The sequence below is a fragment of the Mycobacterium sp. URHB0021 genome (genome assembly GCF_054057895.1).
The window spans coordinates 4,504,216-4,519,754 of sequence record NZ_JBSRZT010000002.1; the positions used below are offsets into that span (position 1 = coordinate 4,504,216).

Sequence of the window (15,539 nt, forward strand, 5' to 3'; positions counted from 1 at the left end):
GAGGACCGCTCATGCGATCATCGCTCGTGCTGCACGCCGTCGACTCGCACACCGAGGGGATGCCGACCCGGGTGATCACCGGGGGGGTCGGTGTCATTCCAGGCGCGACAATGAACGACAAACGGCTGCACTTCATCGCCCACCTCGATCACATCCGACGGCTGCTTATGAACGAACCGCGCGGCCACGCGTCGATGTCCGGCGCGATCCTGCAACCGCCTGAGCGCCCGGATTGTGACTTCGGCGTGGTCTACATCGAGGCCAGCGGGTGCCTGCCGATGTGCGGCCACGGAACAATGGGTGTAGCAACGGTTCTGGTCGAGACCGGAATGGTGCCGGTAACCGAACCGCGCACCGTTATCCGGCTTGACACACCCGCCGGCGTCGTCGTCGCCGAGGTGGAAGTCAAGCAGGGCCGCGCGGTGTCGGTCACACTGGCCAACGTACCAAGCTTCACCGAGCGCCTTGACGCCAGCGTCGCCGTCGAGGGGTTCGGTGATGTGCCCTACTCGGTGGCCTTCGGCGGCAACTTTTACGCGATGGTCAACCTCGACGACGTGGGCCTCCCGTTCGACCGCTCCCGCGGCCATGACATCATCACCGCCGGGCTGGCGATCATGGACGCGATCAACACCACCGCCCCGCCCAAACACCCCACCATCGCGGGCGTCGATCACGTCCACCACGTGGAGTTCATCGCGCCGGGTTCCACCGCCGAACTGTCGCGGCACGCCATGGCCATTCATCCGGGGTGGTTCGATCGCTCACCGTGCGGCACCGGCACGTGCGCGCGAATGGCAGAGTTACACAGTCGCGGACAACTGCCCCTGCACCGGGATTTCGTCAACGAGTCATTCATCGGATCGCAGTTCATCGGTCGGCTCGTGGGAACCACCACTGTTGGCGGGTTCGACGCGGTGCAGCCGACGATCACCGGACGGGCCTGGATCACTGGCACCGCGCAGTACATGCTCGACCCCGACGATCCCTTCCCGGCCGGATTCGAATTCTGACTATCACTTGTTACGGAGGCCTCACCGGTGACTGACACCGTTACCCCTGTCGAGCTGTCCGCCCTCCTCGATCGCGCCGAGGCCGCCGCAGCGCCACTGGCCGACAGCGACCCGCGCGACCGCGCCCGCGCTCTAGTAGCGGTCGCAGGCCGCCTCGACGACGCCGCCGACGAGCTGATTCCGCTGGCCATCGCCGAGACGGGCCTGGCCGAAGGCCGGCTGCGTGGCGAAATACGCCGCACCACATCGCAACTGCGGCTGTTTGCCGAAGTCATTGCGGAAGGCGCATACCTGGATGCGCGCATCGACGAAGCAGACCCGGACTATGTCATCGGACCTCGGCCCGATGTGCGGCGCGTCAATGTGCCGATCGGCCCGGTCCTGATCTTCGCCGCGTCAAACTTTCCGTTTGCGTTCTCGGTAGCCGGCGGTGACACGGCCGCTGCGCTGGCCGCGGCCAACCCGGTTGTGCTCAAGGCGCACGAAGGCCATCCCCGGCTGTCCCGGGCAACGGCTGAGATTGTCGATAACGCCTTGACCGCCGCGGGTTTGCCCGGCGCGTTCAACCTGATCGAGACCCGCGACGACGGCATCACCGCGCTGCGGGATCAGCGCGTGCGCGCCGCCGCATTCACCGGATCGACCGCCACAGGGCGGGCGTTGGCGGAAATCGCCGCGGGCCGCACAAATCCGATTCCCTTCTTCGGCGAACTCGGCAGCGTGAACCCGGTTTTCGTCACCGAAGCCGCGCTGCGAAAGAATGCGGCTCAGATCGCCGAGGGTTACGTCGCCAGTGTCACTGGATCGTGTGGTCAGCTGTGCACCAAACCGGGATTCTTGTTCGTCCCTTCACATACGTTGGTAGCCGATCACATCGTCGACGCCGCCGCCGAAGTGGGCGAACACCGGGAACTGACACCCGGCATCACGACCGGATACCTGCGGCGCCGCGACGCTGTCATGTCCCGCCCCGACGTGACCACCCTCGTGTCCGGCGACGTGCGTGTTGATGACGACGGGTTCGGCTGGGCTACACCGGCATTCGTCGCGACGTCGATCGAGGCACTGGTGAGCGCCGGCGGCGAGCTGCTGGACGAGGCGTTCGGGCCCTTATCGGTTATCGTGGAATACGACGACGCCGCGGCACTGCCGGAGCTGGCCCGGCGGCTGTTTCCGGGGAACCTCACCGCCACCGTACACAGCGCCGACGGTGAGGACAGTCCCGAACTGGCCGCTCTGGTCCGTGCCCTGGTACAGCTCTCGGGCCGGGTGCTGTTTGGCGGCTGGCCCACGGGGGTATCTGTCACCGCCGCAATGCAACATGGCGGCCCGTATCCGGCGACCACCGTCGACTCGACGTCGGTCGGAACGGCCGCGATCGGCCGGTTTCTGCGCGCGGTGGCCTACCAGAATGCACCGGAGTCACTGCTGCCGCCGCCACTGCGCGACGACAATCCGTGGCAGATTCCGCAGCGGCGCAGCATCAAAGGGCTGTCGGCGCAGTGGGGTTCGCTGTCCGGACGGTACTGAGGACACCATGGTCGCCGCAGCCGACCAGCCGGCAGGCTTGCCGTTCTATGATCGCACCGCCATTCGGGCTGCACTATCGCCGACGCGCGCGGTCGAGGCACTTCGCGACGCCTTGGCGGCCGGGCTGGACCCGGACGCCGACATCCCGCGCTGGTCAGTACCACTTCGCCACGGTGCATTCCTCCTGATGCCCTCGGATTCCGGACGCTACGCGGGTGTGAAGGTGCTGACCTCTGCGCCGGACAACCCCGCCCATGGCCGGCCGCGCATTCAGGGGGTTTACCTGCTGTTCGACGCCTTGACCGCTACCCCAACCGCACTACTGGACGGACCGGAACTGACCGCGATACGCACCGCGGCAGTGTCTATGGCCGCGGTGAAGGATCGGCTGGTGGTGGCCGAGAATCCGTTGCGAGTCGTGGTTTTCGGTGCTGGCACCCAGGCACACAGTCACGTTCGCACACTACTGGCCGTCATCGAGGGCACGCGCGCGCTCGATGAGCTGGCGGTGGCCGTGCGCACGCCACGAGGTGCAACGGCGCTGGCCGGTGTCGACGCGACCACAGTCGTCATCGGATCGGCTGCAGCCGATCGGGCAGTCGCCCGCGCCGACCTGATCATCTGTACAACCGGCTCCGATGTCCCGCTATTCGACGGCAGGCTGGTCGCCGAGCACGCGACAGTCGTATGTGTCGGTGCCCACGAACCGGACGCCCGCGAAGTGGATGACGAGCTGATCGCCCGGTCGACGGTGATGGTGGAAAGCCCCGCGATGGCTACCCGTCAGGTCGGCGCCGTCATCCATGCGGTGGCGGCCGGTCGGTGTGATCACAGACGACTCGTCGCGCTGCGCGCATGCGGCAACCTCGACAGCGTGACATCCACCGCGCCACTGGTATTCATCTCCGTCGGCATGTCATGGGAAGACCTCGTCATCGCCAGCGCCGTCGTGGATGCCGCGCCCGAATAAATCCTCACAAAGTCGAACCAAAGGCTTTAAACGCAGCGACCGGCATGGCACACTGCCATGTGACATGGCACACAAGGGAGGATCACTGTGAACCGGGACGCTGACTGGTGACGCTTACCGGGGTGGAAGCCGGCGAGCGCGCCGGGAATGTCGGCATTGACCTCGACCACATCTCCAAGCGCTTCGGCGACAACGTCGTCCTCGATGACGTGTCTCTCCATGTCGCACCGGGCACGGTGACCGCGCTGATCGGGCCATCGGGCGCTGGTAAGAGCACCTTCTTGCGCTGCATCAATCTGCTCGAACGACCCGATTCGGGAACCATCCGGGTGGCAGGCCACACCATCGAGCCGGGTAAAGAGATTCGCAGTCGTGACCTCGCGGCGCTGCGCAGCACCGTCGGGATGGTGTTCCAGTCGTTCAACCTATTTCCGCACATGTCGGTGCTCGACAACATCAGCTTCCCCCAGCAGAAGGTGCTCAAGCGCACCAAGAACGAGGCCAACGACAGGTCGATGCAGCTGTTGGAGCGAGTCGGCTTGCCGGAAAAAGCCGATCAATTTCCAACCCGGTGCTCGGGCGGTCAACAGCAGCGCATCGCGATCGCCCGGGCACTGGCACTGGACCCGTCGATCATGCTGTTCGATGAGCCGACGTCGGCGATCGACCCCGAGATCGGGCTCGAAGTCCTTGCCGTCATGCGCGAACTCGCCGCCGAGGGAATGACGATGATCGTGGTAACGCATGAAATGCAGTTCGCCCGAGACGTTTCCGACACGTTGGTAGTGATGGCCGACTGCCGCATCATCGGGCGGGGCAACCCACGCGAAATCATGAAGGAACCCACGGAAGCACGGACGAGGCAGTTTCTGCGCGCTGTGCTGGAGCGCTGAATGGATCCTGTGACAGCGGTACTGCGAGGCGTGCCCATGACCCTGTACCTCACCTTCGGCGCCTTCGTCATCGGAGCCATCGGCGGTGTACCACTGGCCCTGGCGCTGCGATCGGGAACCTTGGCGGTCCGCGTCATCAGCAGGCTCCTGGTCGATTTCGTACGGGGCGTGCCGATCATCGTCTGGCTGTTCGTGCTGAAGTTCGGCCTGGCCGGCGAGGGCATCCGGTTCGCACCGTTGACCGCGGGTGTGATCGGGTTGGGCCTGGTCTCGGCGGCCTACCTGGCCGAGATCTACCGCGGCGGTCTGCAGACGGTACCGGTCGGTCAGTTGGAGGCCGCCAACGCGCTGGGGCTCAGCCGCAGCGTCACCTTCCGGCGGGTGATCGCGCCGCAGGCCATTCGGATCGTGTCGCCATCGGTGGCGACCTATCTAATGGGATTGTTCAAAGACTCCTCGATCGCGTCGACGATCATCGTCGGCGAAATCGTCTTTCAGGCCCAGTCTTACGCGCGTCAGCATCCAACGGCCGTCGGCATCATCCCGTACATCGTGGCCGGATTGATCTACATCGTGCTGAGCATTCCGGTGGCCTACTTCTCGCGCAAGCTCGACCGGCGCATGCGGGAGGAAATCTACTGATGGATTTCCTGCACAACTGGGCCGAATATCTGCCCGAAATGTTGTCTGGCCTCAAACTGAGCCTGCTCATCGCGGCCGTGTCGATCGTGGTGGGCTATCCGATCGGCCTGGGCCTGTCGCTGATGACGGCATCGAAGAACCTGGCGGCCCGTGCCGTCGGGCTGGCAGTGGTCGAAATCGGACGAGGGGCACCAGCGCTGGTGATCCTCTACCTCATCTACTACGGCCTTCCGAAGTTCGGGATCAGTTTTGAGAGTCTCGCCGCCGCCTACATCGGGCTGACCTGGAATGCAGCCGCCTACGCCAGTGAAATGTTCCGTGCTGGTCTGCAATCCGTGCCGCGCGGCCAGATAGAGGCGTCCCAAGCGCTGGGCCTGCATCCGTGGCCGATCTTCTACCGGGTGCGCCTGCCGCAGGGACTGCGCTCGGCGGTACCCGGACTGATGGGATTGGCCATCCAGATGTTTCAGGGGACGTCGCTGGCCTACGGCATCGCCGTCCCAGAACTAATGAAGACCTCCTACTCGATTGGCAGCAGGACCTTCAACTATCTCGAGGTATTCATTCTCGCCGGACTTGTTTACGCCTGTATATCGATGCCCGCGACTTGGATCACCGTCTATTTCGAAAGGCGAATTCAGCGACGATACGCCTAGTCGACTTCGAATTCAGGTGGGCCATGACGCGTTGTCGAGCAAATCTGCTGGCGACGCTGAACGAAACAAAATCCCAACAAACTGGAGAAATAATGAGCACGACTCGGTTAAGCAGTTACGCAGCAATTGTCGCCGGAGCCGGCTTCGTAGTGACTTTGCTCGCCGGGTGTAGCAGCGACAAAGGCTCCTCGGTGGCCTCCGACTGCAAACCCAAACACGACAACGTCCAGACCATCAGCCCGGGCAAGCTCACCGTCGGAGTCATCGACATCCCGCCGTTCAGCAGCTACAACAGCGGCACCCCCGAAGGTATCGACATATCGATCGTCAACAAGATCGCTAAAGACGAGTGCCTGGAGCCGGTCTACCAGCAAGCCACCTACGCCGACGCCGTGCAATCGATCAGCAGCAACACCATCGACATGGCGCTGGGCACCATCGATGCCACCGAGAAACGCATGACAGCGGTGGACTTCTCTAGCTCCACCTACCTCGACGGGATGGGTATCGCGTCAAAGTCCGGCGCCAAGACCGTCTCCGACCTGGAGAAGATCGGGACGGTGGGCACAATCGAGGGCTACCTGTGGGTTGAGGACCTCAGGAAAATACTGGGCGACAGACTCAAGACGTATCCCAGCAGCGTCGAGCTCAAAGCCGATTTCGACGCGGGCCGACTCGATGCCGACGTCGACGCCTACGGCGTACTGGTCCCGCAGTTCAAGGATGTCAAGGACGTACAGGTGTTCCTGGCCAACGAGAACCCGGACCCACGCGTACAGGCCATCGTGCAAGCGCCGGAGGCCGCTTTTCCGTACACCAAAGGCAACACGTCCTTGGGCAAGGCGCTCAGCGACGGCATCCAGTCGCAGCGCCAGGACGGCACCGTAGCCAAGCTGATTACCGACGCCGGACTCTCACCGAAATTGGCCGACGTCGCGCAGAAGCAATACGTCGTGCCGGCCAGCTAGATAACCAAAGGTCTTCCCGCGGCGGGCCAGGGCTCACTCCTGGCCCGTCGCCCATATCCCCCGCACATGACCGATGTGGCGGATCAGGGCGGTCTCGATACCGGGGCCGTCGCCCGAGGCCACCAGATCCACCAACACATGGTGTTCGGCGGCAGAGGATTCCAGCTTGCCCGCCTGCGCAAGCCGGGCAAGGCCGTAGAGCCGGGTGTGGGCACGCAGCTCGGCCACCGTCCTCACAATGCGCGCATTGCCAGAAAGCGCCAGCAGCGTGAGATGAAAGTCGCTATCGGCGTTGACGTACTGGATCAGGTCGCCGCGCCGGCTGCCGTCGACGATGCGCTCGGCTAGTTCGCGCAGCTGAGCCACGTCCTTGGCGGTCGCGGATTCGACGGCGCGCCGGCTGGCGGCGGGTTCGATCAGCAGGCGCAGATCAGTGACATCGTCGAGGTCCTTATCACTCACCTCAGTAACGCGATAGCCCTTATTCCGAACAGTTTCCACTAGCCCTTCGCTGACAAGATCGACCATCGCTTCGCGCACCGGTGTGGGGGAAACACCGAACTCCTGCGCCAGCATAGGCGCCGAGTAGATTCTTCCAGGGCTCATTCGTCCGGAAATAACCGCGGCACGCAATTCCTTCGTGACATTTTCACGAAAGCTCGATGCGCCGACTCGACTGAACGAAAGAGCGCCACCGGCCTTATCGGATTCCTCGGACTGAACCACCTCACAATTGTGCCAGAAAGCAGTTCGGGTTCTTCGAACATCTGACGACTGAAAGACCATCGTTATCTCATCCCGAGCAGCGATCGCGGGTGCGGCTGCTGGTCCGAGTCGACCCGTAACGCGCTGATGGTTGCCGCGCGCAGGCGGCTAGCCATCCTCCCCGATTGGCACACCTCTTGGGGTAACGATTCATCGTCGAAGACGATGAAGGGATGGTCATTGGCGGCACCTGAATTGACGGCCCAAACGGTCTCTGTAGCAGAGCTTTCCAACCTTTATCCGTGACCTTCGTCGCTGCTGTGCGATTGCCGGCATCGATCACTATCGGCATCGGTGCTGCCTGAGGCTACGCGCGCCTTCATCTTTTCGACCGCTTCGAACATGACGTTGCGGACATAACGGCCGTTTCCAGCGACGTCGATGAGTGTTTCGCTCGCGTCGAGACCAACGCTCCTTTATGTGCGGAATACTCGAAAGCCCGTTCCAGACTGGAAAACACCCCTTTAGCAGATCCCGCAGCCGGCTTATCATGCGCACCCGATCAGCAATCAGATTCACGATGCCCGGTCAGCAACGCCAAGTCGCGAACGAGGTCGGCGCCGGCATCGATGACCGGCAAGTCCAGCCGCACTCGGGCAGTCTCGGCAATGACGCAGGCGTCTTTAGCGTCGGTGTTGCCCTCCCCCGACGTAGGCAGCGCTCATAGCCGCGATCTTCCGCCCCGACGCGTAGCGCACCGATTGACCGGCTCGAGCCAGCAGCGCCAGCAGCAACACCGACGGTGCGCCAATAGTGTCGACACCCTAGATCAGCTGCACCGCGAGCATGCTTGTCTTGCCCAGCATTGCCACGATCTCAGCTTCATCATTGGCGATTTTGACCGACAACAAGGTCTTGCCTTCGGCGTCCACCACGCACGCCCAATGATGGGCTTTGCCGCATCGATGCCGACCCAGGCTTTGTCTCGTTGCGCGTCCACGCTTCTCCGTCCGCTGGTCTAAGTGACGACAACAGCCCGTGGACACCCCGCCGACACATCGTAAGCAGCGACCGAGCGCAGATCTCAATTAGCAGCCAAGGCGCCCCGGAGAGCCGGGCGGACATTCCCAGTTAACGACCACAGCGCAAGGCGATCTCAGCCATACCCGGCCCTCCTGGGCCAACAACAGTCTTACGGAGGCGATCTGGCCCAGTCCATCCGGGCTGTAGCAGTTGAATTCCAGTTGGGTGGAAACCGTACCGCAGTCCCAGGTCGGCCGACAGCAGCCGGTTCATTCCGCCGGCGTGGCCGGCCAGGGCGATCATGGTGTCGTTACGGTGGTCTTCAGATGACGTCCAGGGCGATTCGGTCGAACGTCCGCTGACCAACGCCCGGCAAATTCTTGGCAAGCTCGCGGCGATTCGGCGACCTGACCGAGAAACGACAAAACCCACTCCGACGCTGGTCAGAGCCGGTTTTCGCGTGTCGGGCTGACAGGATTTGAACCTGCGACCACTTGACCCCCAGGAAGCTCAAAAGCGTCAACAGGTGTTCCATAGCGTCGCATTCGCAATGGTCAGAATGTTTTGAGCGTCTCAGCTGTGCCGCGAGACCTGGCTGGCTATAACCCGTCTTGGGACACTGTTGGGACACTGGGGCCACGCGGCGATCGACGACTTGCCTGAGATATCCGTGCATCTCGACGCCAGCGCCACTTCTTTTTTCGAGAACGGTTCATCTGCGAAGCGGACCTGTCCGCCGGACTGCGCCATCCCTACGTCTTCGCAGTCCACGACTCGGGCGAAAAGACGGCGCGAACTACCTGTGTCCTTGGCACTCAGGGATGTCGGGCAACTTCTGACCAATTCAAGACGCAAGTACAACGAGGCGCTGATGTTGACTACATCCAAGTCGACTGTTACTCCTAGGTCAGGACGAAGGGCAGCGGCAACGGTGAGGGATTGCCTATAGACAAGTGCGCCTTCGACGCCCGGATCGTCTCGATAGCCGACCACGTGTCGGAAAGCGACCGAACCAGCGGGCCACCGCGATGGTCGAGCGGTTCAACGGGTCCTCTACGAGACCTAAAGGAACTGGAGGCAATGAATTCCAGCCCGGAACCTGGCACGGCGCCGGCCAACTGATCGGTGCACGCGGGGTGCCCTTCGGGGACCGGCTAGCTCGATGAATTTCACCGCGGCGACGGTACTCTCATGGTCGGGACTCATTGACGACTCTCCTGATTGCAGGCGGTAGCCGCAGCGAAGCCGCCTCCGCGCCCAGGTTTTATCGCCTCGACGCCATCTTCATCTACGAGGGATGACCTGCTACAGGACGAGGTCACCCAGCTTTGAGCGGATGGCGGCCAGGTTCCGGCGGGTACAGCGTGTGGCGCCTGGGTGACCCGGTGCTCCCCGGTAGGTCTCTGCGAGAAACCGCCTCAGGATAGCGGCGGGTGGCGATCGCGCCATGGCGCGGCCGTCTCGAGCTGTGCTGCCACCCGCAGCAGCAGATCCTCGCGCCCGAGCGCCGCGACGAGCTGCACGCCGACGGGCAGCCCACCCGCGGTCTGCCCGATCGGCAGGCTGATCGCCGGCTGTCCGGTAACGCTGAACGGCGCCGCGAAGCACCAGATGCGCTCGAACCGCGGCAGGATCGAAAGGGGGTCGGCCGGCGGCGGCAGTAGTTCGTCGAGAACGACGGGTGGCTCGCCGGCGGCGGGTGTCAGGAGCAGGTCGAAGTCGTCGGACCACCATGACGACACCTCAGCGGTGTACGCGCGTTGCCAGGTCTGGCTGGCGGAGTAGGCCGCGTCGGTGAGGCCGGCACCGACGCCGGCGAGCGCCCATGAATACGGTTCGACGTCACCTGGTGTCAGAGGTCGTCCGATCGCGGCGGCGAGCCCGTCCAGCATGTGCTGGAATTCCCAACCGGCGGACCGCAAGTGGTGCGTGCCGAACTCCTCGTCGAAGAGCCGCGCCGGTCCGCCCGGTTCGACGTGGTGGCCGAGCGATTCCAGCAGCCGAGCCGCCTCGGTGACCGCGGCACCACATTCCTGAGCGACTGTCACCCCGAGCGCCTCTACCGACTCGACGTAGCCAATGCGCAGGGCATCGGGGGGCTGCGACATCGTCGTCTCGTACGGCACATCGGGTAGCGGCAGGTGGTAGACGTCGCTGGGATCGGCGCCGCCGATGGCGTCGAGGAAAGCGGCCGTGTCCCGCACGCTGCGGGTAATCACGTGTTCGACCAGGTTGGGGTCGGTGATCGGCAGGATCGACGTGCGGCCGCGGGACGGCTTCAAGCCCACCACGCCGCACCACGCGGCGGGCAACCGGATGGAGCCGCCGATGTCGCTGGCGTGCGCGACCGGCACCAGTCCGGCGGCGACGGCGGCGGCGGCACCCCCGCTGGATCCCGCCGTGGAGCGGTTGGTATCCCACGGATTTCGGCACGGTCCGAAGGCGACCGGCTGGGTGGTCGGCTGGCAGCCGAACTCGGGCAGGGTCGTCTTGCCGACGGTGACAACACCGGCGGCGCGGAAGCGACCACCCAGGACGGTGTCGGATGGCGCCCGCCAGTCCAGCGATCGCATCAGCCCGTTGCCCATATACAGCGGCAGACCCGCCAGACAGGCGCCGGCGTCCTTAAGTAGGAACGGCACACCGTGAAACGGCCCACGCGGCAGAGTGGAATCGGCGGCGATGCCCCGCGCGACATCCGGTAGCGGCACGGCGACGGCGTTCAGCGCCGGGTTCGCGGCGTCGATGCGGGTGATAGCGCCTTCCGTGAGTTCGGCCGGCGTTACTTCACGGGCGGCGATCAGAACTCGCAGCGAGACCGCATCCGGCCATCTGAGATCGTCGGCGAGCACGGCGGACCCTATTTGACGGGGAGGTCTGTCCGAAACAACTTCAACGCGCTGCCGAAAGACTGGGGGTTTTCCCGCGCCGGCTCCGTGTTGGGCGCACCATGATCGCCGAAATCGTTGGCCGCACCGGGATCTGTGAATCGCATGGAGCATTCTCCTTCGACTATCGCGGGTACTAAACGCTCTGGCGAGCAGGCTGGCCGTTGAAATCCTCGACCGCGGGACGGGTATTGCGGCTGTATCTGCGGGCGCTGTGGGCGTGCGACGGCCCAGGTGGGGTTACCCGGCGACGGGCGCACCGAAACCGAAATGTGAAGGCCTTGGTCTTCAACATTCCACCATCAAGTCCCAAGCGTTGGCCGTGAATCGCCCTCGGTTTGCCGGAGGCTCGTGTTATCGGATTTAACCAGGGGTTGGTCGCTCCGTTGGGCATCGTAGAACGCGGCTTCCAACTCTGCCGGCGGTAGGTCACCGAGGTAGCTGCGCAGGCGGCTGGTGTTGTGCCAGTACACCCAACCAGGGTGGCCAGTTCGACGTCCTCGACGGTCTTCCAGGGTCCACTGCGGGCCGGCCCGTAGATCAGCTCAGCCTTTAAGTAGCCGTTGACCGTCTTGGCCAGAGCGTTATCGAAACTGTCCCCGATGGTGCCGATCGAGGGCACCGATCTCGGCGAGCCGCTCACCGTAGCGGATCGAGGTGAACTGCGACCCGGCATCAGAGTGACATGTCAAGCCCGGCAACCTGGCTCGCGGACCAGCGGGCCATCTCGATCGCATCGAAAACCATCGTGGTGCGCATATGGGAGGCAACCCGCCACCCCACGATCATCCGCGAGTACGCATCGACGATGAAGCACACATACGCCACCCCAGCCCAGGTCGGCACGAACGTCAGGTCCGTGACCCAGAGCTGGTTCGGCGCGGTCGCGGTGAACTTTCGCTTGACCAGGTCCGGGTGCCGGGCCGCAGTACTGACTGCAGGACGGTGCAGATGGGCTCGACCCCGAATTCGTTCCGGTGGGCGTCGATGAAGTCGACTATTTCTTGTCGTGGCGCACAGCTCCGCCCCGAAGAAACTCGCCGTTCGCTTCAGAATTTCATTGGTGCGCTTGGGTTCTCGGTTCTCCTGCTCCAGATATTTGATGCGCTGGGATTCCGCGGTGGGACACGCCGGGTGAATACCCGTCGTCGATATCGGCCTGTCGGACCCAGGAGCGCACCGACTCCACCCCGTAGCCGAGCTGACGAGCTACCCGCGACACCGCCCCCTGATCGGTGCCGAGTTCGGCGCGCAACGCTCGCACCATCCGCACTGCCGCAACCTTCTCCTCAGAGCTGTACCGACGGCTGGTTGGCTTCTTCCCGATGACGATTCCGTGGGCATACCAGCATCCTCGTTTCCAAGGTCAGGAGCCTCCAGCATTTCCAGGGCGATTCAATTGGACTCATTCAGCGGGAACACGCCACCACCACACGTTTCTTTTCTCTATGGTGGCGGTGGTTGGCCGCCTCGGTTCGGTTCTTGGGATGTCGCAGGTCCTCACCAATCGGGTCGGGCTGCGCGGATGGGTGAGCGAACTCCGTGCGGAGTACCGCGCACCGGACCCTGTCGGCGTCAGCTTCATCGCGCACGGGATCATCCGCGACGTCGAAACCATCGGTGCCGCGTCCGCACCTACGCGCATGCACGTCGACGTCTGGGCCGAGAACAAAGATGGTGTCACGACAAGCACGGGACGTGGCACGGTGGTACTCGATATGCTCTCACTTCACGCCTCCTGAGACTAAATCGCCTCGGCCCGACGAAGTTCAGCGATCTCGTCGTCGCTGAACCCGGCGTCCCGCAACACTTCATCGGTGTGTTGGCCATGTAACGGCGGAGGGGTGCGCACGCTGGCCGGGGTGGCGTCGAGCTTGTAGGGCACGCCGAAGAACTTCATCGGCCCCGCCGGCGTATCGAGTTCCACCACCATTTCGGTGTGTGCGACCGCAGGGTCCGAAAACGCCTCACCCATAGTGTTGACCGGTGCCACGAACATGTCTTCGGTTTCCATTAGCTCGATCCACTCGGCCGTCGTCTTGGCGGCCAGCGCTTCCTCCACGATTTCCGCGAACTCAGCGCGGTTGTCGTAACGCGCCCAGTACGAGGCGAACCGGTCGTCCTGGCTGAGGTCGTCGATGCCGAGGATCCGCGACAGCATGCCGATCTGGCGCCCGCTCGACAGCGCGATGTAACCATCCTTGGTGGCGTAGAACCCGTAGGGCGGCGGAGTGTACGGGCTCGCATGCCCCGCTCGCGGCCGCTCGGGTTCACCCGCGGGGGCGTTGAGGAAGTGAAATCCCCACTCCGCCATGCCCGCAATGGCGGATTCGTACAAGCTGGTGCGCACCTGCTGGCCTTCACCGGTGCGAACCGCGTGCACGATCGCGCAGGCGGTTCCGAATGCACCGTTCATCGCCCCGAACGTGTCGGCCACCGCGGATGCGACGGGAACCGGCCTGCCGTCCACGCTGTTGAGCTGACCCCACCCGGTGCGGGCTTCGATCAAAACGTCCTGACCGGGCTTGGCGGCGTGTGGACCGTCCGGGCCGTATCCGGTGGCCGACACATAGATGATGCGCGGGTTGAGCTCTTTGCAGCGCTGATAACTCAGACCCAGTCGATCCATCACGCCGGGCCGGAAGTTCTCGTAGAGCACGTCGAACTTGGGGATCAGCTGTTCGATCATGGCCAGTCCCACCGCGGATTTCAGATCAGCGGTGATACTGCGCTTGTTCCGGTTGTTGGCGAGGAAGCCCGCGGCATAGATCGTCGAATCCTCGCGGTCCTGTCCGTACCGGCCGTTGGAACCGTACCGGTCGTCGCTGCGCCCGTCCGCGGTCAGCGACACGCGCCGCTCGACCTTCACTACGTCGGCGCCCATGTCGGCGAGCATCTGGGTGGCATAGGGGCCTTGCATCCGCTCGGTGAAGTCGAGGATCCGTATTCCGTTGAGCGGTCCCGTCGGGCTTGCCATGTCAGATGGCCTCTTTCTTGCGCAGCCGCTCGATCTCGTCCCGGCTGAAGCCGGCCGACTCCAAGACCTGGTCGGTGTGCTCACCGTGTCGCGGTGGCGCGTTGCGAACGGATGCCGGGGTGCGCGACAACCGGTAAGGCGGCGCAGGTAGTTTCAGTTCACCGACGGGTGAATCGATCGTCACGATCATGCCTTGCTGCTCGACCTGCTCGTCGGTGAACGCTTCGGCGAAGGATTTGACCGGTGCCGCGAACAGCCCCTCCGGCTCCATCAGCTCCATCCATTCCGCGGTCGTCTTGTGCTGCAACGCGTCTTCGAGCAGTTGCTCGAATTCCTGGCGATGTTCATTGCGTGCGGGCGGCGTGGCGAACCGCGGATCGGCCGACAGGTCGGGCACCCCGAGTATGCGCGACAACTCCGGGATCTGACGCCCGCTCGACAGCGCGAGGTAGCCGTCCTTGGTCGCGTAAAACCCGTACGGCGCAGGGATATACGGATGCGCGTGCATGACCGTGCCACGGTCAGGCTCACCCACATCGGTGTTGAGGAAGTGCACGGCCTGTTCGGATTGCGCGGCAATCGCGCTCGCCAACAGGTTCACCTCCACGCGTTGGCCTTCGCCGGTGCGTTCGCGATGCCGCAGTGCCGCGAGCACCGCGATGGCGCCATTCATCCCGCCGAGCAGGTCGGTGACCGACATGCCGACCGGCATCGGACGACCGTCGGCGCCGATGTTCATCGCCCCGAAGCCACCGATCGCCTGGGCCAGTACGTCCTGGCCTGGCCGGCGTTCGTACGGCCCGTCGGAGCCGTAGCCATACGCCGAGGCATAGATCACCGACGGGTTGATCTTCGCGCAGTCGTCGTAGCCGATTCCGAGGCGGGTCATCACGCCGGGACGGAAATTTTCGTAGACGACGTCGCAGATCTCGACTAGCCGGGCCACGACGGCCCTACCCTCCTCGTTCTTCAAATCGACGGTCACGCTCTTCTTGTTGCGGTTGGCCGCGAGGAAGCCCGCGGCGTAGAACGAGGTGTCGGCGGGATCCTGACCGTATCGCCCATTGGGCCCGTACCGCTCATCGGGCCGCCCGTCAACGGTCAGCGACACCCGCCGCTCAACCTTGATGACCTCCGCACCGAAGTCGGCGAGAATCTGGGTGCCGTAAGGCCCTTGCATCCGCTCGGTGAAATCCAGCACGCGGATACCTGCCAGCGGACCGGCCTGGGTCGCCTCGCTCATTCGTGTCCTTTCAGTTGCGCCGGGGACGGGT

Annotated in this window: 15 protein-coding genes and 1 pseudogene; 8 read left to right on the top strand and 8 right to left on the bottom strand. The window is 64.0% G+C overall.

What is annotated here, in order from left to right; genetic code table 11:
• The first annotated feature begins 11 nt into the window (after nucleotides 1–11).
• From ACVWWN_RS24495 to ACVWWN_RS24525, 7 genes are all read left to right on the top strand, one after another.
• Nucleotides 12–1,013 carry a proline racemase family protein gene (locus tag ACVWWN_RS24495; protein ID WP_457146162.1) on the top strand — a complete coding sequence of 334 codons (1,002 nt, stop codon included), beginning with the start codon at nucleotides 12–14 and terminating at the stop codon, nucleotides 1,011–1,013.
• Nucleotides 1,014–1,040: 27 nt separating this feature from the next.
• Nucleotides 1,041–2,543 carry an aldehyde dehydrogenase family protein gene (locus ACVWWN_RS24500; RefSeq protein WP_457146163.1) on the top strand — a complete coding sequence of 501 codons (1,503 nt, stop codon included), beginning with the start codon at nucleotides 1,041–1,043 and terminating at the stop codon, nucleotides 2,541–2,543.
• 7 nt (nucleotides 2,544–2,550) lie between these two features.
• On the top strand, nucleotides 2,551–3,513 hold the full coding sequence (locus ACVWWN_RS24505; protein ID WP_457146164.1) for an ornithine cyclodeaminase family protein: 963 nt from the start codon (nucleotides 2,551–2,553) through the stop codon (nucleotides 3,511–3,513).
• A 122-nt stretch (nucleotides 3,514–3,635) separates the two neighbouring features.
• Complete coding sequence (locus ACVWWN_RS24510; RefSeq protein WP_457146165.1) at nucleotides 3,636–4,406, top strand: amino acid ABC transporter ATP-binding protein; 771 nt, start codon at nucleotides 3,636–3,638, stop codon at nucleotides 4,404–4,406.
• Complete coding sequence (locus ACVWWN_RS24515) at nucleotides 4,407–5,048, top strand: amino acid ABC transporter permease (protein ID WP_457146166.1); 642 nt, start codon at nucleotides 4,407–4,409, stop codon at nucleotides 5,046–5,048.
• On the top strand, nucleotides 5,048–5,704 hold the full coding sequence (locus ACVWWN_RS24520; RefSeq protein WP_457146167.1) for an amino acid ABC transporter permease: 657 nt from the start codon (nucleotides 5,048–5,050) through the stop codon (nucleotides 5,702–5,704). The genes ACVWWN_RS24515 and ACVWWN_RS24520 overlap by 1 nt, the downstream gene beginning before the upstream one ends.
• Nucleotides 5,705–5,895: 191 nt before the next feature.
• Complete coding sequence (locus ACVWWN_RS24525; RefSeq protein ID WP_457146168.1) at nucleotides 5,896–6,672, top strand: substrate-binding periplasmic protein; 777 nt, start codon at nucleotides 5,896–5,898, stop codon at nucleotides 6,670–6,672.
• 33 nt (nucleotides 6,673–6,705) lie between these two features.
• On the opposite strand, the gene ACVWWN_RS24530 is transcribed toward ACVWWN_RS24525, so the two are convergent.
• The 6 genes and pseudogenes from ACVWWN_RS24530 to ACVWWN_RS24555 form a co-directional block, all read right to left on the bottom strand.
• Nucleotides 6,706–7,398, bottom strand: a complete 693-nt coding sequence (locus ACVWWN_RS24530; RefSeq protein WP_457146169.1) for a GntR family transcriptional regulator — start codon at nucleotides 7,396–7,398, stop codon at nucleotides 6,706–6,708.
• Nucleotides 7,399–7,673: 275 nt separating this feature from the next.
• Nucleotides 7,674–7,820 (bottom strand): hypothetical protein, encoded by a 147-nt coding sequence (locus ACVWWN_RS24535; protein ID WP_457149259.1) that lies wholly within the window; start codon nucleotides 7,818–7,820, stop codon nucleotides 7,674–7,676.
• Nucleotides 7,821–7,939: 119 nt separating this feature from the next.
• Nucleotides 7,940–8,095 (bottom strand): IS110 family transposase, encoded by a 156-nt coding sequence (locus ACVWWN_RS24540; RefSeq protein WP_457149260.1) that lies wholly within the window; start codon nucleotides 8,093–8,095, stop codon nucleotides 7,940–7,942.
• A 106-nt stretch (nucleotides 8,096–8,201) separates the two neighbouring features.
• Entirely contained in the window at nucleotides 8,202–8,312 is a 111-nt protein-coding gene (locus ACVWWN_RS24545) for a hypothetical protein (RefSeq protein WP_457146170.1), read from the bottom strand.
• Between the two features lie 1,506 nt (nucleotides 8,313–9,818).
• A complete protein-coding gene (locus ACVWWN_RS24550) occupies nucleotides 9,819–11,252 on the bottom strand; it encodes an amidase (protein ID WP_457146171.1) in 1,434 nt (477 codons plus the stop codon).
• 338 nt (nucleotides 11,253–11,590) lie between these two features.
• Nucleotides 11,591–12,632, bottom strand: a pseudogene (locus ACVWWN_RS24555) (IS3 family transposase).
• A 143-nt stretch (nucleotides 12,633–12,775) separates the two neighbouring features.
• Here ACVWWN_RS24555 and ACVWWN_RS24560 point away from each other — a divergent pair.
• Nucleotides 12,776–13,030 (top strand): hypothetical protein, encoded by a 255-nt coding sequence (locus ACVWWN_RS24560; RefSeq protein WP_457146172.1) that lies wholly within the window; start codon nucleotides 12,776–12,778, stop codon nucleotides 13,028–13,030.
• Between the two features lie 2 nt (nucleotides 13,031–13,032).
• Here the strand turns inward: ACVWWN_RS24560 and ACVWWN_RS24565 are convergent, their stop codons facing one another.
• Together ACVWWN_RS24565 and ACVWWN_RS24570 are read right to left on the bottom strand one after the other, a co-directional pair.
• Nucleotides 13,033–14,265: a CaiB/BaiF CoA transferase family protein gene (locus tag ACVWWN_RS24565; RefSeq protein ID WP_457146173.1), complete on the bottom strand. Its 1,233-nt coding sequence runs from the start codon at nucleotides 14,263–14,265 to the stop codon at nucleotides 13,033–13,035.
• Between the two features lies 1 nt (nucleotide 14,266).
• Entirely contained in the window at nucleotides 14,267–15,508 is a 1,242-nt protein-coding gene (locus ACVWWN_RS24570; protein ID WP_457146174.1) for a CaiB/BaiF CoA transferase family protein, read from the bottom strand.
• Between the last annotated feature and the right edge of the window lie 31 nt (nucleotides 15,509–15,539).